Source organism: Mycolicibacterium hodleri, from assembly GCF_025822245.1.
Classification (GTDB): Bacteria; Actinomycetota; Actinomycetes; order Mycobacteriales; family Mycobacteriaceae; genus Mycobacterium; species Mycobacterium hodleri.
In genome coordinates this window covers 245,219-267,460 of sequence record NZ_JACKTL010000043.1, presented here as the reverse complement: position 1 = coordinate 267,460, position 22,242 = coordinate 245,219, and the positions used below count along the sequence as shown (strand labels likewise).

Sequence of the window (22,242 nt, the reverse complement as noted above, 5' to 3'; positions counted from 1 at the left end):
TGGAGGACCGAGGGCCGGTCCGCGTCGCGGCCCGGCCCGCCTCTTGCTACAGGATGTTGTCGGTGCCCGGCGGCAGCCACCCGGGCTCATCGGGCAACACCGTGTCAGGAGCCACCACATAGGACTCCTGAGCCTGGGTGGTCTGCGGAACCGGGTAGCCGCCCGTGCAACTCACCGACGTACCCCAGCTGTTGAGGTTGCAGCTCAACGGCTTGACGTAGCTCGGCGTGTAGACCGTCCGGGTGCGCTGCCAGGTGCCGTCGGCCTGCTTGGCGCCGTCGCAGATCTGGCGGCGGTCACTGCCGAAGAACCCCCAGTGAACGGTCTCACATCCCATCCCGGGGCTCGGGGCGGTCTGAGCCTGGCTGGAGGCAGCGGTGCCCAGCGCGATGAACGCCGGGGCGATGGCAAGGACGGCGCCGACGGCGATGCGCCGCGTCGTTCCGGAGGTGAAGATGGTCATGTCGATTCCCCTGTCTCAGTGGCACTTCGGTCTCGTCTACCGGGCCGTTCCGGCTATGCACTCACAGTGCCGCACCACACCAGGGCGAGTCTGTCCCGCGATCAGCCTCGCCACAGAGGAAAACCCCATCCCCCAAACAGAGGACAACCAACCACCACATGCCCACACCCGACCCCCGTGGCGCTAGCAACCCAGTGACGCGATGACGAATCGAACCGGTCCCGCCGAAGACCTACGGACGTGGTCGGCGCGCTCGCCCACCGGGTGTCGCGCCGCGCCGCGGGACGACGCGACCGTACGGGGCCTCCGTGCACGGGTTCACCTGGTGCCACCACGCCGCGAAATAGTCACTGCCACAGCAGGTTGTGGGTTAGACGTTGGCACCGAAGCGCATAGTGTAGAGGCGGAGTGCAAATTTTTTGCAAAGCCGCGCAGTGCCCAAACATCGGCTCCGTCGGAGGCCAATATTCGTCGACGAGTCGTTGACGGTGATCCCCATTCGTGGGCTAAAGTCACCTCAGCGTTGCCGTTCAGCAAACTGCGGCCACGTCCGTAGATTTACGGGTACGGGTGTTCACTCGACTTACTTCCCTCTGAAAGCTGGTCTGATGCAGGTTCTTTGCGTGTCCGGGCGGGTCGCAACGACGTCGACGGCGTTGGTCACTGCGGCAGTGGTATCCGTCGGCGTCCTCGGTAACTCACCGGCGCCGACACCGCACCGATTGGCAGCCCAACTGACTTCGGCTGTCCACGTGGCCGCCAGCACGGCGCAGCACGCCGAGACCGCACTGCGGGACGGTCTTGAGACGACCGGACCGACCGTCGCAAGTCTGCTCGCGACGTCCCCGACATTGCTGTCCACGACCTCGGTGCATCAGCTGGCAGCCGTGGCGACTGCCCCCGCTGCCATTGCACCGCTGATCGCATCCGACGCCGTGGCCGGTGGGACCGGTGCGGCTTCCGCCGGAAGTGTCGGCCAGGTCCTGGCAGCCGACGTCGTCTCCGCGTTGCCCACCCTGAACCCCGCTGACGCCGGGGCCGTGGTCGCGGCGATCGAGGAGTTGATCGGTCAGTTCGTGCAGTCGTTCCTCACCACGCCCAACGCCATCCTCGCGGCCATTCAGAACGTTGCGCGAGGTGATGTCAACGGCGCCTTCGCCAGCCTCGAGGGTCTTGTCATCCTCCCCCTCATCAACTACGGATTGTCGCCCTACCCACAGCAAGCCGCCAATGCGATTGCCCGCTACCTACCCAGCCAGTTGGCCAGCGCGGTGACCGCATCGCCCGCCATCTTCCTGTTCCAAGGGGCCCGCGTCATCGACCTCTACACCTCCGCCCGGCGCAGTGTCGTCGACGCGGTGCAAGGCGTCATCTCGTCACTGGGAACACTCAATCCCGTCGCGATCGCCGGTGCGGTCGCCTCCGGTTTGGGCAACGTCATCCAAACCGCCGTCGCCAACACCTTCGGCGGGAACGGCGCCTTCGCCATCGTGCACGACACCATCGCCAGCCTCATCAGCGCAGCCTTTCCCGACCCGGCCTCGAATACCAACACCGCCGTCTCCAACACCGTCGTCGCCCGCACCGCCCTGACGACTCAAGCCCCGTCGACCACCACGTCCGCTCAGTCCGCCACCGGCATCACGCAGTCAAGCCCCTCCGTCTCCGCCCCCGCCGCGTCGATCCGTGCCACGTCGACGCCGACCGACGACACCTCATCTGCCCCGGGCGCTCCGGTGCCGAGTGCCACCGCTGCAGAATCGAAGGCCTCCGCAACTTCGGAGGTCACTGCGCAGGGCGACACGGCCGACTCGGCGACGACGGACGGCAGTGCACCCGCCCACTCCACCGCCGATGAGGCCAAGCCCGACATTCGCCCGGCACCGACCAAGACCGTCGACGTCACCTCGGGAAACAAGGTGGAGCCCAAGGTTACGGCTGATGCCTCGGCGACACCGCGGAGCACGTCGGAGAAGGAACCGTCGAACGCAACCGCCACGTCACCGGTCAAGGACTCCCCCACCACCCCGAAATCCGACACCGATGCCAGCGCGGCCAAGACGACGTCGTCTTCGGCAACTCCCTGAATGTTCACCACGACGAGTGATTGGGGTGCGGGCTCGAGGGAGTCACCTCGGGCCCGCACTCCTAGTGCAACGGGATATGAATCGTGATGCGACTTCCCGGCTGATCGGATCCGATGTCGAATTCCCCACCGCACGCGAGCACCTTCGTGCGAATGGACGACAAGCCGATGTGCCCGTCGTCCTGGCTCTTGGTGATGGCGGCTTGCGAAATGCCAACCCCGTCGTCGGCGACCGTCAGCACCGCAGCCCCAACACTTCGCCGCAGCGTGATCCAAATCGTCTTGGCGTGAGCGTGTTTGACGGCGTTGGTCACCATTTCCCTTGCCGCCCCGAACAGTACGTAATCGGCATCGCAGCGTTCATCGTCGGGCCAGTCGTCCACGTCGATCACCACGTCGAGATCCGGCCGTTCGTTCACCCCCGCTGCCAGATGAACGAGCGCCGCCTTCACACCCAGTCGTGCGAGGACCTCCGGGTGCAACTCGCGTGCGACGTCTCGGAGCAGCCGCGAGGCCTCGATGAGCGCAGATTCCACTCGATCCATGGAGTCCGCATCTCCGGCCCGTACGTCTTCCATGTCCTGCCGGGCGACGAGCACATACTGCAGCGCGCCGTCGTGGACGCGTTCGGCTACCTCCTGACGCTCGCGCTTTTCGACCGCGAGCAACTCGTGAAGCAGCTGGGTGCGCTGCCGTGCGAGTTCTGCGATTACCTGCACCTTGGTCAGTTGAATCCGCGACAGCGCAACCGAACCCGCAGCCAGACCCATCAAGATGGAGACGCTCAACAGGATCGACGCCCACGGCTCCTGATTGGCGGACTGGGTGATCCAGCTGACGGCGACGAACGCCAACACCGTCGGAGCGGCCACCACGGTACTGATGTACGGGCTCAACTGCGCAGCGGCGATCAACGGTATGAGGAACAGTCCGTTGCGCAGGACGTCCGACGTCCAATCCTCCTCCGAGGTGAAGCCCGTCAGCACCGACAACACGGCGATGACGCCGATGTCGACGCCCAACATCAGGAGCGTCACGTGATTTACGTTGCGCAACCGAGAGTCAGACGTTCTCACCCGAAGCGCCCACGCACTCCAGCACCCGACCGCCGCGACGTACGCGGCGCTGACGCCGACGTAGACCCACCTGTCGTGCTGCGGCGGCTCCAACAGCAGGGTGACGACGAGGAAGGCGACGAGCAGCGCGCGAAGGCCGCCCTGCAACAGCGAACCGTGCAGCACGTGGGGCGCCCCCGGGTTGTCCAACTCCGTTCGACCGACATCGACCACGACACCGTCTCCCTCTCCCCGGGGTCGACGGGCATCTCAGGGCGCCGACACTCATCGGTGATCGTAGCGACGGCTTCAACGTCATTCCCTGGGAACAGAACTCACGACCGCTGAATCGACCCCGCCGCGGATGCGGCATGCCGTGACCCTGTCAGAGCGCAGCATATGCGTAGCGTGGCGTGTTCAGGTGCGCACGATGTGACCCATCGGCGCGCATTTGCAAAATGTTTGCACTCCGCTTCTAACGTCTGCGACGTGGCACGCGACGATGGTCCCGACGGACCGGCAGACGATTCTTACCATCCCGACAGCGAGCCGACGCAAGCGAGCGAGTATCGGCTGAGCGAGCCGACCGCGTGGAGCGAGCCGACCTCCACCTTGGGCGACTACGGTGCGACACACCATCTCGGGGAGCAGACCGGGTACGAGCAAGAGCCACCTCCCGGGGCGCCCGTCCCCTGGTACCGCAAGCCGGCAGGACTCGCCAGCCTCGGCGCCGTCGGCCTCGTCTTGATCGCGATCGTCGCCTACTCGATCGTCTCGCTCACCGGTGACGAGGCGTCGAGCACGTCGGCATCCACCACGTCGACCACGCCCGCCACGTCGACCACACCCACCCCGTCGACCGCGTCGACCACGCCCACCACGTCGACCACGGCCATCACGTCCACCCAGACGACGGCGACGACCGCACAATCGAGATCGGTCGCCCCCGGACCGACCGGCGGAACCGAAACGGTCACCTCGACGCCCGCGCCGAGCCCGACGACCGTGTACCCGTCGACCACGACGACGGTGACTACGTACACGATTCCGCCTACCAGCACCGCCACCCAGACGGTCACCGAGCTGCCAGGGACGCCGGGCGCGAACGGCGGCGGAATCGATCCGAACTACACGCCGATGCCCGGGGAGTTCGGCGGCGGAACCAATCCGAATTACGCGCCGCTGCCCGGCGAGAACGGCGGCGGACTCCCGCCACCGTCCGGCGGCGGAGGTGACAGCGGCGGCAGCAGCAGCGGTGGCGACAGCGGCGGCGGAGGCATCTCGGACGGGTCGTAGGTCTCTCGCGCAGTGTCAGCGGTCGCGATGGTGCTTCAATCGCGGACATTGCCTCCCCGCGCTTCGCAATTCGACCACGCTGCCGCTCGGGGCCGCAACGTTCATTTACAAAATAGTTGCAGTCTGTTTCTACAGTGAACGCCCAAGCCCCGGAGTCTGCTCGAAGACCGGTTGTGTCAGTAAGTCTCCATTCTGAGCACACCGAATCACGTGCCGGGTACGCGTGCGTTACGACTGGAGCGAAACACTGTCATGAGTGGTCACGGGGTGGAGAATCGGGCCGGGGTCGGTGTCGGGCGCCGACCATTCACGAGGTGCCGACGTGCATGAGGAAAGGCCAAGGACCGTGATGACCGGTGCGACGAAGAGCGTTCGGGGTTCCGAATTCGTCGCGGCGCTCGAAGCCAAGCTCGGCGAACGCGTTCATCTCCCCGGGACCGCGGGATATCGCGCGTCACTGGACGGAGTGTTCTTCCCCGATGCGTCCCGACGTGCTCCCCTGGCCGTCGTGCATCCGCGGACCGCGGACGACGTTTCGGTCGTCATGGAGATCGCCGTCGAACGCGGCGGCGGAGTCACCGTTCGGGGCGGCGGATTGAGCTCGAACTGCGTCGACGATTCCGCGGTGATGATCGACCTGTCGGTACGGATGAACACCGCGGTGCGCCAGGGCGATCGCGTCCGAGTCCAGGGTGGCGCCACGGTCGGAACCGCGCTGACGGCGATCGCCGAGGCCGGTCGGGTTATTCCCGTGGGCATCGTCGGTCTGGCAGGCATGGGGCTGGTAACCCGGGGCGGAGTCGGATACCTCACGCGTGACGTCGGTTTGGCTCTCGACCACCTCGTCGAGGTCGAACTGGTGCTGCCCGGCGGCAAGATCGTCACACTGTCCGAGAACAGCACCGGAGACGAGGCCGACCTGTGGTGGGCCGTGCGCGGCTGCGCCCCGGCCTTCGGGATCGTCACGTCGGTGCTCATGCGCACCCACGAGCAGGGCCCGGTGTTCGTCGACCGTGTGGTCACCGGGCTCGACGCACTGTCGACGTACTTCGCGGTGGCCACGGAGCTGCCGCGGCACACCACCATGGGTGGCGTGCTCGGTTGTCAGGATGGGTCCGACGAGCCCGTGCTGCTGATTTACACGGCGTGCCGCAGCCAGGATCCGGCCGACGTGGAGATCGCCCGCACCGCGACCACGACGGTGGCCGACGCGTCGGCCACCGCTCCCCTCTTCCGGTCACAGACCTCGGGACGGTACCTCGACGGCCTGCCCGAGTTCGCGATCCCCGGACCGACGGGGCAGGAGCCCGCGCCGATCGGGCTTCCGGAACCCGGCGCCGAACGAGGCTGGTTCTACGGCAAGTCGGTGTTCACCGGACCCACGCTCGGACCGACCGTGGCCGACGGTTTGGCAGAGGCCATTCGGTGTGCGCCAACACCGATGTGCCGCATCGATTTTCAGCACACCGGAGGTGCCCTGGGCGACGTCGCCGACGGTGACACCGCGTTCTGGGGCCGGGGTGGCGAATGGAACATCCCGTTGAACGCGATCTGGTCCGACGCGAAGGACGGCGATGCCTGCTACGGCTGGGCACGTCAGACGCTGGGTGTGCTCGCCGGCGACACCATTGGCGTCTACAGCGTCGAGGTGCGCCCCGGATTCGAGGAGACGGAACGCGAAATCGAATCGGCCTTCGGAACGAACCTGTCCACCTTGCGAACGCTGCGCCGCCGGCACGACCCGACCGGCGTGCTCGCCGGTTACCCACTCTAGGAGACCGTGATGGCACAGGATGTCGCTGGTGCGGCAACGCTTCTCATCGGTCAGCGGGTGCGTTCCGGTCGTGAAGACGACTACCAGCAGTGGCAGAAGAAGCTCGGTGCGGCGGCCGCGCGCTATCCCGGGTTCCGCGGCGTCGAGTTGCGCCGACCGAGCGGTGAGCAGACCGACTGGATCGTCGTGTACCAGTTCGATTCGGTGGCGAACATGCAGAAGTGGATCAACAGCGCCACCCGCCAGGAGTTCCTGGACCGCGGAACCGATCTGTTCGACGGCCCCGGCACGCGGCAGGTGATCGTCCAGGACAGCAAGGTCGACGACACCCTGGTCACCGTGGTGGTCAGCCATGAGGTCGCCGCCGACCAGGTCGAGGACTTCCTGGCGTGGCAAGCCGAGGTGAACGAGGTGGAGAGCACGTTCGCCGGATTCCGCGGCTCGGAGATCTTCCGCCCCGTCGAGGGGCTTCAGGACGAGTGGACCATCTGCTACAAGTTCGACAACGCCGAGCACCTCGACGCCTGGCTGACGTCCGACGAACGTCAGAGGTTGCTGGCCGACGACCGATTCGCCGACTTCACGCTGCGCCGGATCGATCACTCATTCGGCAGCTGGTTCGACTACGGAGCAACGGACGCACCGCCCCCCTCGGACTTCAAGACCTCGATCGCGGTGTGGATGGGGCTCTACCCCACCGTCGTGTTCCTCACCCTGCTCACCGCACCACTGGGCATGCCCCTATGGCTGGGCATGCTGGTGGGCAACCTGCTGTCCAGCTTCGTGATGAGTTACGTCACGATGCCCTTCTACGGCGTCCCCATCCTTCGGTTCTGGATGTCGCCCGCGAAGAACGCCCGCCAACCCCTCACCAACGTCAAGGGTTTCGTCCTCGTGCTGGCCATCAACGCAGTGTGGGCCGTGATCTTCTACCTCGTCACGGTCAAGTTCTGGACCCTTCCGTGACGACCGAGACGGGGGCGCCCCGCCACATCGTCGCGATCCTTTTGTGTGTCATCCCGCTGAGCCAAATCCCGCTGGACGTCTACACCCCGGCCCTGCCGCAAATGGTGACCGACCTCGCCTCCACACCGGCCGCGCTGCAGGCCACGGTGACGGTCTACATGCTGGGGCTGGCGATCGGTTTCATCCCGGTCGGGGTGATGGCCGACGCGTGGGGGCGCAAGCGGGTGCTGTTGACGTGCTTGGCGGTGGTGGTGGCCACCAGCGTGCTGTGCGCCATCGCGCCCAGCGTCACCTTCCTGCTCGTCGCCCGCTTCCTCCAGGGCCTGGCGGCGTGCGCCTGCATGGTGCTGTCGTATGCCGTTGCCGCGGACTGCTTTCGCGGCGCCAAGCTGACCTCGGTGTCCGGCATCCTGGGTGCGGCCTGGGGGCTGGCACCGGTCATCGCGCCCGCCGTCGGCGGGGTGCTCGTGCAGTACATGTCGTGGCGGGTGGTGTTCGCACTGGTCGCCGTTCTCGCCGCCCTGGTGGCCGTGCTGGTCGCCACGGCGTTGCCCGAGACGTTGACGTCGACGAACCGGACGCCGATCGCCGTGCGGGCCACCTCCCGCGCCGTCGCAAACACCTTGCGCAACCCGGTGTTCGGGTGCTTCGTGCTGGTCTTCGGGCTGCTGGCGGCGGCGCAACTAGCGTTCGGCGTCGCCGGTCCGTTCCTGTACCAGGAGCGGCTCGGCTTCCAGCCCGCCGCGTACGGGGCCATCGCACTGGCCGTGGGGGCCGCGAATCTGGTGGGCGAGTTGGCTTGTGGCTACTTCGCGGTGCGCACCAGCACCAGGAGGCTGGCGTTCAGTGCGCTGGCGCTGTTCGGTGCGGGCACCGCTGTCTTGGTGATCTCGGGGCTGACCATCGGGATCGACGCCTGGGCGTTGACCATCGGTGCGGCGCTGGCCCTGGCGGGCTGCGGGGTGCTGTGCCCGCAGATGTACGGGCTGGCGTTGGGATTGTTCACCAAGAACCTCGGACTGGTCGGCGGGATCGCCAGCGCCGGCTGCTACCTGATCGTCAGCGTCGCACTGGCCGCGGTCGGTGCGCTGCCCGAGAACGACCAGAGCACACTGGGCTGGCTCTACGTCGTCTGCGGGGTCGCGGCCCTGGCGCTGCTGCTGTGGGCAACCGCTCGCCGTCGTACCGCCAATTCTCCTGTCCCAACCGCTGATTCGTCACCGTTCCACCGCTCGGGGGACACGTGAAATCCCCCGTCTCCTCCACCGATCACCGGGCATACTCCTCGCCGCCCATACGGCACGCTTGGCTCACCGCCGGAGACGTCGGACCGCTCGGAGTCACCGTCGCCTACGTAATTTCAACATCATCAGCAAGGGAGCAACGTTCATGACGCAGGTCCACCTCGGGCACGTGTTCCACATCGCCGGCAGTCCGTTGGTGACCGAGGCTGCGCAGGCCTTGGTGTCCATCCCCGACGGGGCCTTGGTCGTCGATGACGACGGCGCCATCGTCTACTGCGGCGAGCGCGACACGTTGTCAACCGAATACGGCTCGGCACCGGTGAACGACCACCGGGGCGGCTTCCTGTTGCCCGGCTTCGTCGACACCCACATCCACTTCCCCCAGACCTACGCCGGTGACTCCTACGGCGGCGGCCAGCTGCTGGAGTGGCTCAACCTGTGTATCTTCCCCTCGGAGAGCAAGTTCGAAGATCCGGAATTCGCCGAGCAGGCCGCGGTCGAGTTCTGCAACCGCCGCATCGCCGCAGGTACGACCGCGGCGATGGTGTTCGGCTCGGCGTTCCCGCACGCCCAGGATGCGCTGTTCGAGCGCACCAGGGAGGCCGGGCTCCGCGTCGTCAGTGGGCGGGGCATTCAGACCGTCGGCGGGGAGACCGCGCAGCCGCTGATCACCTCCGAGGACGAGGCGATCCGACTCACCCGCGAGGAGATCGAGAAGTGGCATGCCGCGGACACCGGTGACGTGGACACCGCGCTGTTGCACGTGGCGATCGTCCCGCGGTTCTCGCTGTCGGTGACCACCGAGACGCTCAAGAACCTCGGCGAGCTGTACGACGAGGTCAAGGATCGCGGGGTCTACGTACACAGCCACCTCAACGAGAACAACCGGCCCGGCACCGGCGAGGTCGACACCACCAAGGAGGTCTACCAGGTCAATTCGTACCTCGACACCTACGACGGGAAGTTCCTTCCGGGCTCGAAGGTGGGTGGCAAGAGCCTGCTGGGAAGGCGCACCATCCTGGCGCACTGCGTGCACTGCCAGGACGTCGAACTCGAGCGGATGGCCGAGACCGGCACGTCGATCTCTCATTGCCCGGTGTCGCAGCTGTTCCTGGGTTCGGGCACGATGCCGTGGAAGCGGACCGTGGCATCGGGCGTGAACATCTCCTCGGGTACCGACTTTGGCGGGGGCGACGAGTGGCTGATCCCGCGGGTACTCGGGGATGCGTTCAAGCAGCACATCACCGAACCCGGTGAGGACGGGGTGTCGATGCATCCGGCGGAGATGTTGTTCGTCGGGACGCTGGCCGGGGCGCGGGCGCTGGACATGGAGAGCCGCTTCGGCAACTTCGACGCCGGCAAGGAAGCCGACTTCCTCGTCGTCGAACCGGCAGACGCACTGAAGGGCTTGCTGGACAGCGCCTATCGTTCGGCGGACGCCGACCTGGCCCGCGACCAAACGCTGTTCGCCCTGCTGATGGGACTACGCGAAAGCTCCATCGCCGAGGTCTACGTCCGGGGACGAAAGCTCAACGCCCTCTCCGGGAAAGGGTGATTCCCGGGGCCCCGAATGCCCTGCCGCCAACCGACATTGGCCCCACCACTCCCTGACGACCCGACGATCCGTGACGGGCGACTGGCCGCAGAACGCGTTGACGTCGTGACACCCGGGGTCCTGTCATGGCGAGTCCACGACACTGCTCGGGATCGATGCCGATCCGCGGTCGTTGGAGTTCAAGATCACTCAGATGCACTGGGAGGCTAAGCGAACCAACACGAAGGCACCAGGGCGCAGCCCGCTCCCCGTCATGACGGCGTTGCCAACGGTCTGCACCAGGCGTGCAAGGGTGTGACCGGTACTCACGGGTCGGACTGAGACAGCGATCCGTGGCCGGTTTGCCGTCCTCCCTCAACGTCGCGACGTCGGCGGGCCTAAGGTGGTTTGCTATACGAGCCTGGGAGGCGGATGTGAACGGGACTCATTTCGGTCGATACCGCCTGGTCGACTTGCTGGGCCGCGGCGGGATGGGTGAGGTGTGGCGCGCCCACGACACAGCAGCCAACAACCGCCTGGTGGCGATCAAGCTCCTCCCGCCGCATCTGGCCGACGACGCGACGTACCTGACGCGCTTTCGACGCGAAGCAGACGCGGCCGCCCGGCTCAACGACCCACACATCATCCCGATCCACAACTACGGCGAGATCGACGGACGGCTGTACGTGGACATGCGCCTGGTCGAAGGCCGTGACCTCGAGGAGGTGATGTCCGAGGGACCGATGCAGCCTGGGCGGGCGGTGCGCATCATCGAGCAGGTGGCCAAGGCGTTGCACGCCGCCCATCAGGCCGGCCTGGTGCATCGCGACGTCAAACCCTCCAACATCCTTCTCGACGCCGACGACTTCGCCTACCTCATCGACTTCGGGATTGCGCGTGCCGTCGACGACAGCCGACTGACCGAGGCCGGCTTCGCACCGGGAACGCTGCGCTACATGGCCCCGGAGAGGCTGCAGGGGAACCCGGACGACGAGGACGGCCGCGTCGACGTCTACGCACTGGCGTGCAGCCTGTACGAATGCGTGACGGGCCAGCCGCCCTTCAGGGGGACTGATTACCCCAGCCTGATCGCCGCGCACCTCAACAGTCCCCCGCCGAAGCCATCGACCACTCGACCACACCTGCCCGCACAGCTGGACTCGGTGATCGCCAAGGGCATGGCCAAGGACCCCGACGACCGATATGCGACCACGGTCGACTTGGCGAACGCCGCGCGCGACGCGATCACCGTCTCGACGTCGCAATCGGCGACGGTTGCGGCGGCGCCGCTCCCGAGGGCTTCTTCACCGCGCGCGCCACGCGGCCGACGACTGGGTCGGCGCGCCAGGATCGCCCTGGTCACGGGTGCGCTTGCCGTCGTGGCCGTCGTCGCAATCGTGCTCGGCGTGATGCACTACGGCGGATCGCCGTCGCCTCCCAGCGCGGCACTCGCGGCGCCCAAGCCCCGGCCGTCGCAGCGGGTGCTGCCCTTCACCGGACTCAACCTTCCCGGCGGTGTCGCTGTCGACACCCCGGGCAACGTCTACGTCGCCGATTACGGCAACGACCGCGTGGTGAAACTGTCGGCCGGCACGTTGGACCAGCAGGTGCTGCCGTTCACCGGCCTCGTCAAACCCACTGGTGCAGCAGTGGATTCCGGAGGCAACGTCTACGTCGCCGACTTCGGCAACCGCCGGGTGGTGAAGCTGGCGGCCGGCACGTTGGACCAGCAGGTGCTGCCGTTTACCGGTCTCGACTCGCCCGAGAACGTCGCGGTGGATTCGGTTGGCGCGCTCTACGTCACCGACCGGCGAAACAACCGGGTGGTGAAGCTGGCGGCCGGCTCGTCGAGCCAGGAGGTGCTGCCGTTCGTCGGGCTCAACGACCCCTACGGTGTGGCGGTGGATCCCGCGGGGACCGTCTACGTCAGCGATGCCGGCAACAAACGGGTGGTGGAGTTGGCGGCAGGGGCCAGCACCCCAGAGGTTCTGCCGTTCACCGATCTCGACGACCCGTCCGGTGTGGCCGTCGGCCCCGGCGGCGACGTCTACGTCACCGACCACGGAACCGAACGAGTGGTGAAGCTGGCGGCCGGCTCGAAGAGCCAGGAGGTACTGCCGTTCACCGGCCTCGATGCCCCCAGCGGTGTAGCGGTGGATTCCGCGGGCAGCGTCTACGTGACCGACGACCCCCAGCGGACGCTGAAGCTGCCGGCGGAATAGGCCCCGGGCCGCAGGATTGATCAGAAGGGCGTCGTCGGGATTGCGTCGATGCGTCGACGCACGGCGGTGGCACCGACGTCGTCGGCAAGACGCTGGGCGCGGGCAAGGGTCGCGTCTGACGGTCGTCCGTCCCGTCTGCTCTCCAAGAGAGTTGCGAGATAAGCGGTTTCGGCGAACCAGCCCATGAAACCACGCCGCCCGTGTTCGGCGAAGGCGTCGTCGAGATGTCTGGCAGCTTGGTCGTATCGGCTCAAGGCGATCGCCAGTTCGGTCAGGTGATGGTCGACGACGCCGTAGACCGAGGCGAACGCGATCGTGTTCTCACCCGCATAGTCGGCGAGACGGTCGTAGACCAACGCGCAGACCTCGGTGTTGCCCACCTGCGCGGCCACCCGGCCGATCGCGGCCATCGAGATCAACCACAGGTTGTTCACGGGGATCTCGTCGATGCGTCGTCGGTCGTACCAGCCGACGAGCTCGACCGCGGTGTCGACGTCTCCGACGTCGACGTGCGCGGTCGCCAGGATGGGGCGATAGATTCCGACGGTGAAGCGTTCGGTGATGCCCTCCGCCGCAGCTACGACCTCGCTCATGTCACCGCGCAACGCCCGCAGTGCGACCATCTGCCCCATCAATCGCCCGTAGGAGTAGCTGACGGCGGGTGATGCCGGAATGTCGCGCAGCGCATCGAATTTCGTCTCGCACAGCTCAAGACGGCCAGCAGCCACATCGATCGCGAAGTCGATGTTGCCGACCAACCAGGCCAACTCCGGATCACGCGACACGCGCGCCGCGGTCAGGTTGGACCGTGTCACCGCGGCGGCGGCGAGGTGTCCGTATTCGATCTGGTGGCGCGCGATCCACACCGACGTCAGGGCGTCGACCCGTCGCACCGGCGATTCGTTCAGCAGTCCCATCAGTTCGGCGTACGCGGTGCTGCGCAACTCGGCGTACGACGGCGCCCGCAGAACCACCAGAACCGCGGACAGGGCGGCGACGAGGGCATCCTGGTCGCCGGAGAGCCGCGCCGCCCCGATGGCTCGAGTGAGCAGATCACGCAGTGTCTGGAAGTCCGACACCCAGACCAGCTCGATGGCCAACTGCGCCAATAGGAGTGCGGTGGCGGATCCGTCGCCTTGTCCATCGGATTCGAGGACGTGAAGCGCGTCGTTGAGGGTGTCGATCCGCTCGTGGTCGTGGTGGAGGTGGGCATAAAGGGTACCCGGCTGGTCGTTGGCGAGCGTCGCGGTCACCTGCAGTTCGTTGTCGCCCAACCGTTTGGCCATCGCGACGGCCTCGAACAGGGTGGGGCGGAAGGCCGGGTCACGTGCCTTGCGCTGTGCGCGACCCAGATCGACCAACAGACGGCACCGCGCTGCTGAGTCCCCGCGCGGAACCAACTGGTCCGCCGCGCTGGTGTAGAACACTGCGGCGTCCTCGTAGGCGCCGATGGACATTGCGCTGTCGCCGGCTCTTCGGGAGAACTCCGATGCGCGCGGACGTTCGGAGTCCAGCCCCCGACTCAAGTGGTACGCCAGCCGCGAGTAGTCCTCGGCGGCCGAGGCACCACCCAGACGTTCTGTCGCCAGTGCCACGCGGGTGTGCATCTGCAAGCGACGCCGTCCGGTGATGCCCGCGTAGACGGCCTCCTGCACCAAGGGGTGGCGCAACCGGATCTCGTCGCTCGACGGCGTTTCCGTCACCAACCGGTTGCGCACCAACACGTCGAGTGCGTCGGCGAACGCGATGTCGTCGAGATCGTCTGCGAGGGTGCGCAATACGAGGCGTGGCGTACTCATTCCCACCACCGAGCACAGCTGCAACAACGCGAGGGCCGCGGGCGGCAGAAGACGTTCGCGCTGGGCAACCGACTCGGCGACCGACGTCGGAAACTCCTCAAGGGAACCAGATTGGTTCGAGTTGATCAGCGAGACCACGAACAACGGGAGGCCGTGGGTGCGTTCGTGGAGCGTGGTCGGATCGAGTGTGGTGTCCGATGCGTCGACCAATGCGCCGACCTCTGCCACATTCAGACCGCCGAGATGAAGGCGTTGCACTCCGCTGGTCCGCGTCGGCGCGGACAGTGTCGCGCGGAGGTCGGGGTCGTCGACGTACTCGTCGCGGACAGTGGCGACCACGCACAGTCGGCTGTGCTCGGATGCATGGATCAGATACCGCAGGACCGCCAGCGTGGCAGCCGACGACCAGTGCAGGTCGTCGATGATCAAGATCGTCGGCCCCGATCTGACGGACGCGGTCAACCAGTCGAGAACCGCGGTCGTGATGACAGCGCGCTCGTCGGCCTCTGGCCGAGCCGGCGCCACCTCCCCCAAGCGCCGCGCGACGTTGGGGACCAACCGGAGGATGTCGGTACCGTTGTGCCGCAACCACTCTTGGGTCTCGCGCACGCCCAGCGCGTCCAACTCGCGACTGACCGCCTCGACGAATGGCTCGAAGGGCACGACGGCGTCGTCGCTGCATCGTCCAAAGAGGACATGAGCCCCGGCCGCGCGGGCGCGTTTCACGATCTCGAGTGCGATCGTGGTCTTGCCGCTTCCGGCCTCACCGGTGACGACGACGAACTGCCCGCGGCCACGGTCGGCGCGACCGATGGCGTCGGTGAGGGCCTGCAATTCGCGCCCGCGACCGACGAAGTCGCCATCGCCGTCGGTGACCGACCGCGTCGCCGCAGGAGTGGGCTCGTCGGCTCGGAGAATCTCCAGGTAGAGGGCTTCCGTCTCGGCTGACGGCGCGACCCCGAGTTCGTCGTCGAGGATGCGGCGACACCGGGCCGCGACTTTTAGTGCCTGCCCTCGCTCACCGAGGGACAAGTAACCGCTCATCACCGTCCGGTAGGCGCTCTCGTGCAGCGGGTCGAGAGTCAGCAGGCCCTCCGCGGAGGCGATTGCGCGGCCGGGTTCGCCCAGCATCAGTGATCCACTCGCGTCGATCTCGAAAGCTCGTCGGCGTAGCTGCTCCAATTCGGCGCGCACTTTGTCCGCCCACGCTCCGGCGGCACCGACAAGTGCGGGTTCGGCGGTGATGGCCAGCGCATGTCGCGCATCCGCTACCGAAGTCTCCAGACCTCCGTCGGATGCCGAGCAGCAGCGCCGGACCAGTTCGATGTCCGTCATCAGTCCGTCGGGCAGCGACAACCGGACGTAGCCGCCACGCGACCGGACGCTGCCCGCGGGTATGGACGCCAACTCCATGGTGTCGCGCACACGTGAGAGCACACCGCGTAACGCGGCGTACCAGGACTGGGGGCGGCTCTTCGGCCACAGGATGCCGGCCACTTCGTCCAACGGAATCTCGCGATTCCGGTTCACGCTCAGGTAGGCGAGGACTTCCACGCAGCGTGCACCACCGACCACCCGAGGGTGGACGACGTGCCCGGAGTGCACGACTCGTACCTCCCCGATGAGGCGAACCGCGACCGTCTCGTCCACATCCATTACCGCCAGAATAAACGCCACCGGGATCGGCGGGCGTTCCGGGCGTCCGCAGAAGGCAGACGTCACATTGCTGTCACAGCAAACGCTCAGGGCCGAAGGTGTCACCGCGAATGGCAAGGCGAGTTCACCCGGCAGTTCTCGAACGAGGAATTGCTCTCGCCTTCGCACGCAATTTGCCGCCGCAATTCGCTCTCGTCGCGGCACCATACGACGCGCTCTACACATCGCCACGACGCAACCGACACGCGCGGCGCTTCTTCTCGCGGCGCCAGACGACGGCAAACTATGACGCTGGGTGGCCTGTTCGGACACCCCGGCCCGCCATTCCCACGCTTGGCTTGCTCTTCCCCGTGATCAACCTCGGCGAGGGGAGTAATGCGACCGAACCCCATTTGCAGGCCCCGTCAGCCATCGGCTAACCGTCGCCTCCAACAAGTGCGCAGAGGGTTGAGACAATCCATGCGCAAGGTCCGGGTCGAAGGCCTGCTCGTTGGCTGGGGCGTACTCGCCTACCGCGGTGGCAGAAGGGAGCTCCGCGACGGCGTGCGCGTTCGCTGCATTGAATTCGTGGTCGTGATCGAGGTCGGTGAGGTTGATTTCTCCGACGCAACGCACGGTGTTCAACGTTTGCAGCACTTGCGGCGCGGGGGTAACTGCACGTCAATTCGTGTGGGAGCAGATGCACGTCGTGAAGACGAGTGAAGTCGGCAAGCAAGCAACGGACGCTCAGATCGGTTGCCAGGGCGCGAGTTCCTCTTCAGACCGGCCAACAGTGTCGTCGGGTCACCCGACAGTCAAATATGTTCTGCCGCAACGCTTTCATGTCCACAGTTGCGTGCCCGAAGAGGGTTGATAGGCGCAGTCGAGGCTGCCGTCGCGACCGGGGGTACCACCATGCCCCCAATGGGCATCCGACACGACTCCACTCCTCGCGAACGGGAGCGAACTTGGCAGGGTCAGCCTCGGCTGCGTCCTGGAGAAAACATACCATTCGGATGTTTCCATGTGAGGCCCGTTCGAGTATGGCGTCCATCACATCGGCGACAGCGGATTACGGCGGCATCGTTTCTTCGAGCAGGTCCAGCACCGCACGCCAGGCCCGCGTCGCGTGCAGAGCGTGATGCCCTACACCGGGAACCGTAGCCAGATGTGCAGGTTCGGCACCATCCGACGCGTCGCCACGTTGCACGGGCGCGGCCCAGAAGGCGTGCTGGGCTCCCCCGTAGACGTTGACGCGCCAATCGACCCCGGCGTCTTGGAGGACGGCGGTGAAGGTCGACAGTTGCTCAGGGGTGCACAGTGGGTCCTCGGAGCCGGTGCCAAACAGGAATGCTCCGCCCACACCCACCCAATCCTCGACACGGGTGGTCGCGGGCAGGGCCGGGTGGATCGCCGCAAGAGCCTCGACTCGTGTTCCCGTCCCGGCGAGTTCGAGCACGATTCGGCCGCCAGCGCCAAACCCCACCATCGCCAACCGTTCGCGGTCGGTTCCAGGTTCGGCCAGTAGAACATCGAGTGCCGCCCGGCCGACGGCTCGCATGCGACCAGGGTCAGCCAGCAGCGGCATCACCCGCGCCAGCATCGCCTCTGGTTCACCGAAATACGTTCGGCCAGCGTGATAGTCCATCGCAAGAACGATGTAACCGCGGTCTGCGAGGAGGTCGGCGCGGCCGCGTTGGTAGTCCTCCAAGCCGATACCGTCGTGGCCGATGAGCACCGCCGGCCACGGCCCCTCACCGTCGGGACGTGCCAAGTGTCCGACCATCGCCAGGCCGTCAACGTCGTAGATGGCTTGCCGCGTAACGACCATGGCGTCAACGCTATCGAGTCCATTCGAGGTCCACCAAGATTTCGCCCTCAGCCGAAGACTCACGACCCGCGACGGCGACTCCGAAACCACCGCGGCAACGCTGGATGCCGTTGCCGCCCTTAGCCTCTCATGCACCTATCCGCTCGACGACGCGGCATCCTTGGCTGCTTTGTCCTTCGCCGCCTGTATCGCCGCCCGTCCCTCGGGACTAGCCGCCGAGTTGCCGGGAGTCGTGGCAGTGGCGACCCCGGCGTTGCAGTTCAGGTTCAGCAACACGGTGTCCGTGACGGGCGAAAAATCGTCGCCCTTGATCCACGGCGCCGGCTCGGACTTGGCTACGACGCAGTTGTCCTGATCGAGGGCGTCGCCGGCGCGGCTGGCCACCACGACCTTCTTTCCCGCGTCGCCGATCGCCTTCGATGCATCGGCGTAGGTCTGACCGCTGTAGTCGTCAGCTGCCGCTACGCCGCACCCGAACCATGCCGACGACGCCACCAGTGCGACGACGGCTGCACTGAACTTCACACCACTCATGGCGTCACCTCACGTTGTCGATCGAGCATCAGCGTTCGCACAGCATTCACGGCATTGCTGGAAGATTGCTGTAATACCGCTCAAGGACAGCTGTAGATCTAGGGGTCACCAACGTTCCGTGCGGACCTACCGGCTGGGTGCGGCGAAGTTTCGTCTTCCGCTTGGCCGCTAGAGCCGAACAAGTTGCGCGGCTTGGTGTCCTCGCAATCGAGACCCCTGTTCATCGGTTCTCAGAAGTTCGTAGGCCACTGGCGAACAATCTGCAGAGACTACGGCTCACCTTGAGACGACCGTTGTCGAGTGGCCCCGTCCGGGCGTTCCGGGGCGAGGCGCAGCCACAGGAACTCGCGGAGCCCGATGAGCCGGAAGAGCACTCGCTCCCCGACCGGCCAGGTTCGTTCCATCACCTCGTGCGCGGAAACGACTTCGGGCCGTTCTAGCTCGTAGGTATGCCCCTTCCACGTCAGGGTGCAGCTACCGGCTGCCATCACGTTGCGGCACCAGTCGCTCTGGGTGCGGCCGTGGATCAGTGTGAGGACGAAGCCATCACCGTAGGCATAGGCACCCACCGGTGTCCGATAGCTCCGCCCACTGCGGCGTCCGACGTGGGTGAGAATCGCGGTGGCGGAACGTTCGCCGCCAGCCATCCTGAGCCTGCCGCGGTTGTAGTACTTCAAGGCACGCATCGTCGTGGCGCTGCGCCGGACGCGATCCCAGTTTCGTCGGAGCGCTCTCGGCACCAGCCAGACAATGCCTGCCAGCGCCACACCGACCCCAAGCAGCGCGGCGAGCATACGGGTGATCCCCCGGCTGCCCGTTCGTCCGTCAACGAGCATGACTCGCCACGACACTGGAGGGTCGCGAGAAGTCATGCCCACCCGTCGACCGCGTCATACTCCGCCTTCCATTCATCGCCGGGTAGCGCCCCGGCGGCATGCCGGCCGGTACCAAGCGAACCTGAAACATCAACGGCACGTGCCGAACCCGTCGATTGATCAGATGCCGTTCCGCCCTCGTCCGAACCCCGAGCCTTGGGCATCGTTCTGCGGTGACGCAAACGGCCGATCGAACTGCACCCGCCCATAGTAGCCAACAAGTAAAACTCTGCCAAGCCGATCGGCTAACTACGGCGCACTTCGCGAGGTCCGTGAGGCCACTGATGACTTCGCGTCGATGAGTCTTTGGCGTTAGGCCATGGGGATTCGCCGAACGTGTGTCGGAACAGGGCAATGAAGGAGCTCGCCGTGGCATAGCCAAGGTTGAGCGCGATCGTGGTCACTGGTTGACGTCCGGCCAACATTTCCAGCGAGCGCACGAGGCGTGCACGTCGACGCCAACGGGAGAAATTGACACCCGTCTGTTCAACGAACCGTCGACTGAGGGTGTGGTCACTGACGGACACCAGCAGGGCCCAGTCTCGAATTTCACGGGGATCGCCCGGGTCGACGACGAGCGCTTCGGCGACATGTAGCACCTGGATCACGCGGCAACGGCAAAGTGATGGGTCCACCTCCGGGAGCGCCAATGCGCCAGTCATTCTGGTCGCAGCGCGCGACAATCCTGGAATGAGTCCGTCAACGCCAATCGGTCCCCCGGTGCGACTTGCCAAGTGGCCTAGCGACTTCCGCCACGCCGCATATCCGATTTCGGGTAGACCTGCCCTGTCCGTCAGAGCCCGGAGGGCACCACCTTGCCGTTGACCGTCACCTTGACCTGGTCCGTCTTCGGGTCGTACTCGATCTTGCCGTGTTCAAAGGTCGTCACCAGGAGATCGCCGACGGCGTTCTCGTCGCTGGTGGGCGCTCCCAGCGGACCCACTGAGCCGTTTTCGCCGGTGACCGCGGGCACGCCGTCAGGGTCGCGCTGCACGTTCCAGGCCTCCCGGATCTTCCCCCAGGTGATGTATCCAGGCGTGCCCGCTTCGTCGTTCTTGGCCGTGATCACGCCGCCTTGGAACTGCTGGAACACCAGACCGCTCTCCCGCACGCCTGCGTTGCGGTCACCCGTCAGAGGCTTGCCAAGAGCCTGCCGCTGGTACTCGGTTGCCGACGCGTACTTCGCGGCAATCGGACCGGTCAGCGTCACCTCGACGTCTCTCTCCCCGGTCAGTTTCACTTCGGCAGGCGGGGCTGCAGTCTCGGAGGTGGCGATCAATCCGATCCGTGGCGACGACGACGGGTCCACGCCATTGACGTTGCTGCAGCCCCCAGTGACGAGTGCGACGACGGCCAGGCCGACGATTGCCGTATGGCGGTATGCGATCGTCTTCATGGGCCCCACTCTTGCGTCTTCCTTCGGTGTGGGTCAAGCCTCGGCTGGCATCGGAGTAGCGGACCTCGGCGCAAAAAGCCTCTAGATGCAGGGATATTGCCCGTTGAGCACGCAATTCGACGGCGGCGCATAGAAACCGGTCAGCACGCCTCGTAGACCACCTGTGGCCGAACCACCCGGCGCAATGACGCGATTCCAATTCGCGGGGGTGAGAACGTAGTGCGTGCCGTATTGCACGAAGGTGCTACTCCACGTATGCGACACGGATTCACCCGCAGGCAAGTCGAATTCGAGCCGCCAATCCGTCATCGGCGCCGCGCTCGCGTTGACGATCGTGAAGTGGGCGATGAAACCGGTCTGCCACGTCGACGACACCGACAGCCTCGCCGCGGCGTCGGCCGCACGAGCCATCGGGGTGATCGCCAGTCCGGAGGTGACGACCATCGACAACGCGACCATCAGGTGCAGCACAATCCTCCGACGCGTCACACGACTGTCCAATCTGGCGACATCACCCAACACTAAAGGCACACAGCCCATATCGGCCCTCGCATCGCGGGGGCGGCTGCGATTTCCGTTGCACAATAGAAGACGACACCGCTTTGCGCCGCCGGCCGACGTGCTTACCGGGTCTCCTCCCCGCCGGCGCCAAGGAGCTCGATCGCCGACGCCTCCTGGGTGGCCCACGACGCCAACACGGCCAGCTTGTCGGCGGCCGGCCCGCCCGCGGGTGCGGTGTAGACGTTCAACTGCAGGCCAGATTCGGTGGGCAGATCCATGGACTCGAAGTTCAAGTCGAGCAGGCCCACCACCGGATGGTTGACGCGCTTGCACCCGTGTCCGTGCAGCCGCACGTCCCGAGATGACCACTGCTGCCGGAAGAGCTCACTGCACGCCGTCAATTCGGCCACCAAGGCGACGAGCTCCTCGTCGTGCGGATTGCGGCCCACTTCCATCCGCAACATCGCGGCCGCATTTCGCGTCGCGTGGTCGTAGTCGACGAAGAACACCGCAGCCTCACGGGGATGCACGTACACGAACCGCGCCAAGTTGACCGGCCTTCGCGGGTGGGCCAATACCGGTGAAAACAGCGCCCGGGCAAGTTGATTCATGGCCAGCACGTCGTGGCGCGCATTGCGGATCAACGCCGGCGCACCGGTGATGGCGTCGAGCACCTCCTGCAGCGCGGGACGCACCGTCGCGGGAGACTGGCGGTGCCGCCGACCGCCGGGAGCCCCGGACTGGCGCGCGAGGTGAAACAGGTGATCGCGCTCCGCGTCGTCGAGTCGCAAGGCCGAGGCCAACGCGTCGAGCACGGCGTCGGAGGTACCGGCCAGGGCGCCGCGCTCCATCCGCACGTAGTACTCCACCGACACCCCTGCGAGGAGAGCTACTTCCTCTCGACGCAGCCCCTTGACCCGGCGGTTGCCACCGTAGGCGGGCAGGCCAGCCATGTCGGGCGTGATGCGGCTGCGACGCGACCTCAGGAACTCTTGGATCTCGGTGCGCAGATCGAGCGTGGAGTCCATTCA

The 22,242-nt window shown here is 66.2% G+C and carries 19 protein-coding genes; 8 read left to right on the top strand and 11 right to left on the bottom strand.

The window, feature by feature from the left end; all coding sequences use genetic code 11:
* Positions 1 to 46: 46 nt before the first annotated feature.
* Entirely contained in the window at positions 47 to 463 is a 417-nt protein-coding gene (locus H7J06_RS19690; RefSeq protein WP_264040721.1) for a CDGP domain-containing protein, read from the bottom strand.
* A 752-nt stretch (positions 464 to 1,215) separates the two neighbouring features.
* Here H7J06_RS19690 and H7J06_RS19685 point away from each other — a divergent pair.
* Positions 1,216 to 2,550, top strand: coding sequence for a hypothetical protein (locus H7J06_RS19685; protein WP_264040720.1), 1,335 nt, complete (start codon positions 1,216 to 1,218; stop codon positions 2,548 to 2,550).
* 61 nt (positions 2,551 to 2,611) lie between these two features.
* Here H7J06_RS19685 and H7J06_RS19680 read toward each other — a convergent pair whose 3' ends face one another.
* The gene (locus H7J06_RS19680) at positions 2,612 to 3,838 is read right to left on the bottom strand and encodes a sensor histidine kinase (protein ID WP_264040719.1); all 1,227 of its coding nucleotides are present in this window, start codon (positions 3,836 to 3,838) and stop codon (positions 2,612 to 2,614) included.
* Positions 3,839 to 4,365: 527 nt separating this feature from the next.
* Positions 4,366 to 4,647 (bottom strand): hypothetical protein, encoded by a 282-nt coding sequence (locus tag H7J06_RS19675; RefSeq protein WP_264040718.1) that lies wholly within the window; start codon positions 4,645 to 4,647, stop codon positions 4,366 to 4,368.
* Between H7J06_RS19675 and H7J06_RS19670 the strand changes: the two genes are divergently transcribed.
* From H7J06_RS19670 to H7J06_RS19645, 6 genes are all read left to right on the top strand, one after another.
* On the top strand, positions 4,634 to 4,900 hold the full coding sequence (locus tag H7J06_RS19670) for a hypothetical protein (protein WP_264040717.1): 267 nt from the start codon (positions 4,634 to 4,636) through the stop codon (positions 4,898 to 4,900). The genes H7J06_RS19675 and H7J06_RS19670 overlap by 14 nt on opposite strands.
* 349 nt (positions 4,901 to 5,249) lie before the next feature.
* Positions 5,250 to 6,674 (top strand): FAD-binding oxidoreductase, encoded by a 1,425-nt coding sequence (locus H7J06_RS19665; RefSeq protein WP_264040716.1) that lies wholly within the window; start codon positions 5,250 to 5,252, stop codon positions 6,672 to 6,674.
* A 9-nt stretch (positions 6,675 to 6,683) separates the two neighbouring features.
* Positions 6,684 to 7,640 carry an antibiotic biosynthesis monooxygenase gene (locus tag H7J06_RS19660; protein ID WP_264040715.1) on the top strand — a complete coding sequence of 319 codons (957 nt, stop codon included), beginning with the start codon at positions 6,684 to 6,686 and terminating at the stop codon, positions 7,638 to 7,640.
* A complete protein-coding gene (locus H7J06_RS19655; RefSeq protein WP_264040714.1) occupies positions 7,637 to 8,887 on the top strand; it encodes a multidrug effflux MFS transporter in 1,251 nt (416 codons plus the stop codon). The genes H7J06_RS19660 and H7J06_RS19655 overlap by 4 nt, the downstream gene beginning before the upstream one ends.
* 142 nt (positions 8,888 to 9,029) lie before the next feature.
* Positions 9,030 to 10,439 carry an amidohydrolase family protein gene (locus H7J06_RS19650; protein WP_264040713.1) on the top strand — a complete coding sequence of 470 codons (1,410 nt, stop codon included), beginning with the start codon at positions 9,030 to 9,032 and terminating at the stop codon, positions 10,437 to 10,439.
* Positions 10,440 to 10,852: 413 nt separating this feature from the next.
* On the top strand, positions 10,853 to 12,640 hold the full coding sequence (locus H7J06_RS19645; RefSeq protein ID WP_264040712.1) for a serine/threonine-protein kinase PknD: 1,788 nt from the start codon (positions 10,853 to 10,855) through the stop codon (positions 12,638 to 12,640).
* Positions 12,641 to 12,660: 20 nt separating this feature from the next.
* Here the strand turns inward: H7J06_RS19645 and H7J06_RS19640 are convergent, their stop codons facing one another.
* Complete coding sequence (locus tag H7J06_RS19640; protein WP_264040711.1) at positions 12,661 to 16,095, bottom strand: ATP-binding protein; 3,435 nt, start codon at positions 16,093 to 16,095, stop codon at positions 12,661 to 12,663.
* A gap of 459 nt (positions 16,096 to 16,554) precedes the next feature.
* Here H7J06_RS19640 and H7J06_RS19635 point away from each other — a divergent pair, with 459 nt between their 5' ends.
* The gene (locus H7J06_RS19635) at positions 16,555 to 16,797 is read left to right on the top strand and encodes a hypothetical protein (protein WP_264040710.1); all 243 of its coding nucleotides are present in this window, start codon (positions 16,555 to 16,557) and stop codon (positions 16,795 to 16,797) included.
* A 349-nt stretch (positions 16,798 to 17,146) separates the two neighbouring features.
* Here H7J06_RS19635 and H7J06_RS19630 read toward each other — a convergent pair whose 3' ends face one another.
* From H7J06_RS19630 to H7J06_RS19605, 7 genes are all read right to left on the bottom strand, one after another.
* Complete coding sequence (locus tag H7J06_RS19630) at positions 17,147 to 17,968, bottom strand: dienelactone hydrolase family protein (RefSeq protein ID WP_264040709.1); 822 nt, start codon at positions 17,966 to 17,968, stop codon at positions 17,147 to 17,149.
* A gap of 72 nt (positions 17,969 to 18,040) precedes the next feature.
* On the bottom strand, positions 18,041 to 18,439 hold the full coding sequence (locus H7J06_RS19625) for a hypothetical protein (RefSeq protein WP_264040708.1): 399 nt from the start codon (positions 18,437 to 18,439) through the stop codon (positions 18,041 to 18,043).
* Between the two features lie 269 nt (positions 18,440 to 18,708).
* Positions 18,709 to 19,233 carry a nitroreductase family deazaflavin-dependent oxidoreductase gene (locus H7J06_RS19620; protein ID WP_264040707.1) on the bottom strand — a complete coding sequence of 175 codons (525 nt, stop codon included), beginning with the start codon at positions 19,231 to 19,233 and terminating at the stop codon, positions 18,709 to 18,711.
* Between the two features lie 326 nt (positions 19,234 to 19,559).
* Complete coding sequence (locus H7J06_RS32685; protein WP_372515356.1) at positions 19,560 to 19,976, bottom strand: helix-turn-helix domain-containing protein; 417 nt, start codon at positions 19,974 to 19,976, stop codon at positions 19,560 to 19,562.
* A gap of 131 nt (positions 19,977 to 20,107) precedes the next feature.
* Positions 20,108 to 20,710, bottom strand: a complete 603-nt coding sequence (locus H7J06_RS19615) for an LGFP repeat-containing protein (RefSeq protein WP_264040706.1) — start codon at positions 20,708 to 20,710, stop codon at positions 20,108 to 20,110.
* An 81-nt stretch (positions 20,711 to 20,791) separates the two neighbouring features.
* Positions 20,792 to 21,250 carry a cellulose-binding domain-containing protein gene (locus H7J06_RS19610; protein WP_372515364.1) on the bottom strand — a complete coding sequence of 153 codons (459 nt, stop codon included), beginning with the start codon at positions 21,248 to 21,250 and terminating at the stop codon, positions 20,792 to 20,794.
* An 83-nt stretch (positions 21,251 to 21,333) separates the two neighbouring features.
* On the bottom strand, positions 21,334 to 22,239 hold the full coding sequence (locus H7J06_RS19605) for a helix-turn-helix transcriptional regulator (protein WP_264040705.1): 906 nt from the start codon (positions 22,237 to 22,239) through the stop codon (positions 21,334 to 21,336).
* Positions 22,240 to 22,242 lie beyond the last annotated feature (3 nt).

Bases quoted from the DNA above. Each gene is read 5' to 3' on its own strand.
- H7J06_RS19690 (WP_264040721.1), bottom strand. From the start codon at position 463: ATGACCATCTTCACCTCCGGAACGACGCGGCGCATCGCCGTCGGCGCC.
- H7J06_RS19665 (WP_264040716.1), top strand. From the start codon at position 5,250: ATGACCGGTGCGACGAAGAGCGTTCGGGGTTCCGAATTCGTCGCGGCG.
- H7J06_RS19660 (WP_264040715.1), top strand. From the start codon at position 6,684: ATGGCACAGGATGTCGCTGGTGCGGCAACGCTTCTCATCGGTCAGCGG.
- H7J06_RS19650 (WP_264040713.1), top strand. From the start codon at position 9,030: ATGACGCAGGTCCACCTCGGGCACGTGTTCCACATCGCCGGCAGTCCG.
- H7J06_RS19640 (WP_264040711.1), bottom strand. From the start codon at position 16,095: ATGGATGTGGACGAGACGGTCGCGGTTCGCCTCATCGGGGAGGTACGA.
- H7J06_RS19635 (WP_264040710.1), top strand. From the start codon at position 16,555: ATGCGCAAGGTCCGGGTCGAAGGCCTGCTCGTTGGCTGGGGCGTACTC.
- H7J06_RS19625 (WP_264040708.1), bottom strand. From the start codon at position 18,439: ATGAGTGGTGTGAAGTTCAGTGCAGCCGTCGTCGCACTGGTGGCGTCG.
- H7J06_RS19620 (WP_264040707.1), bottom strand. From the start codon at position 19,233: ATGCTCGCCGCGCTGCTTGGGGTCGGTGTGGCGCTGGCAGGCATTGTC.
- H7J06_RS32685 (WP_372515356.1), bottom strand. From the start codon at position 19,976: ATGACTGGCGCATTGGCGCTCCCGGAGGTGGACCCATCACTTTGCCGT.
- H7J06_RS19615 (WP_264040706.1), bottom strand. From the start codon at position 20,710: ATGAAGACGATCGCATACCGCCATACGGCAATCGTCGGCCTGGCCGTC.
- H7J06_RS19610 (WP_372515364.1), bottom strand. From the start codon at position 21,250: ATGGGCTGTGTGCCTTTAGTGTTGGGTGATGTCGCCAGATTGGACAGT.
- H7J06_RS19605 (WP_264040705.1), bottom strand. From the start codon at position 22,239: ATGGACTCCACGCTCGATCTGCGCACCGAGATCCAAGAGTTCCTGAGG.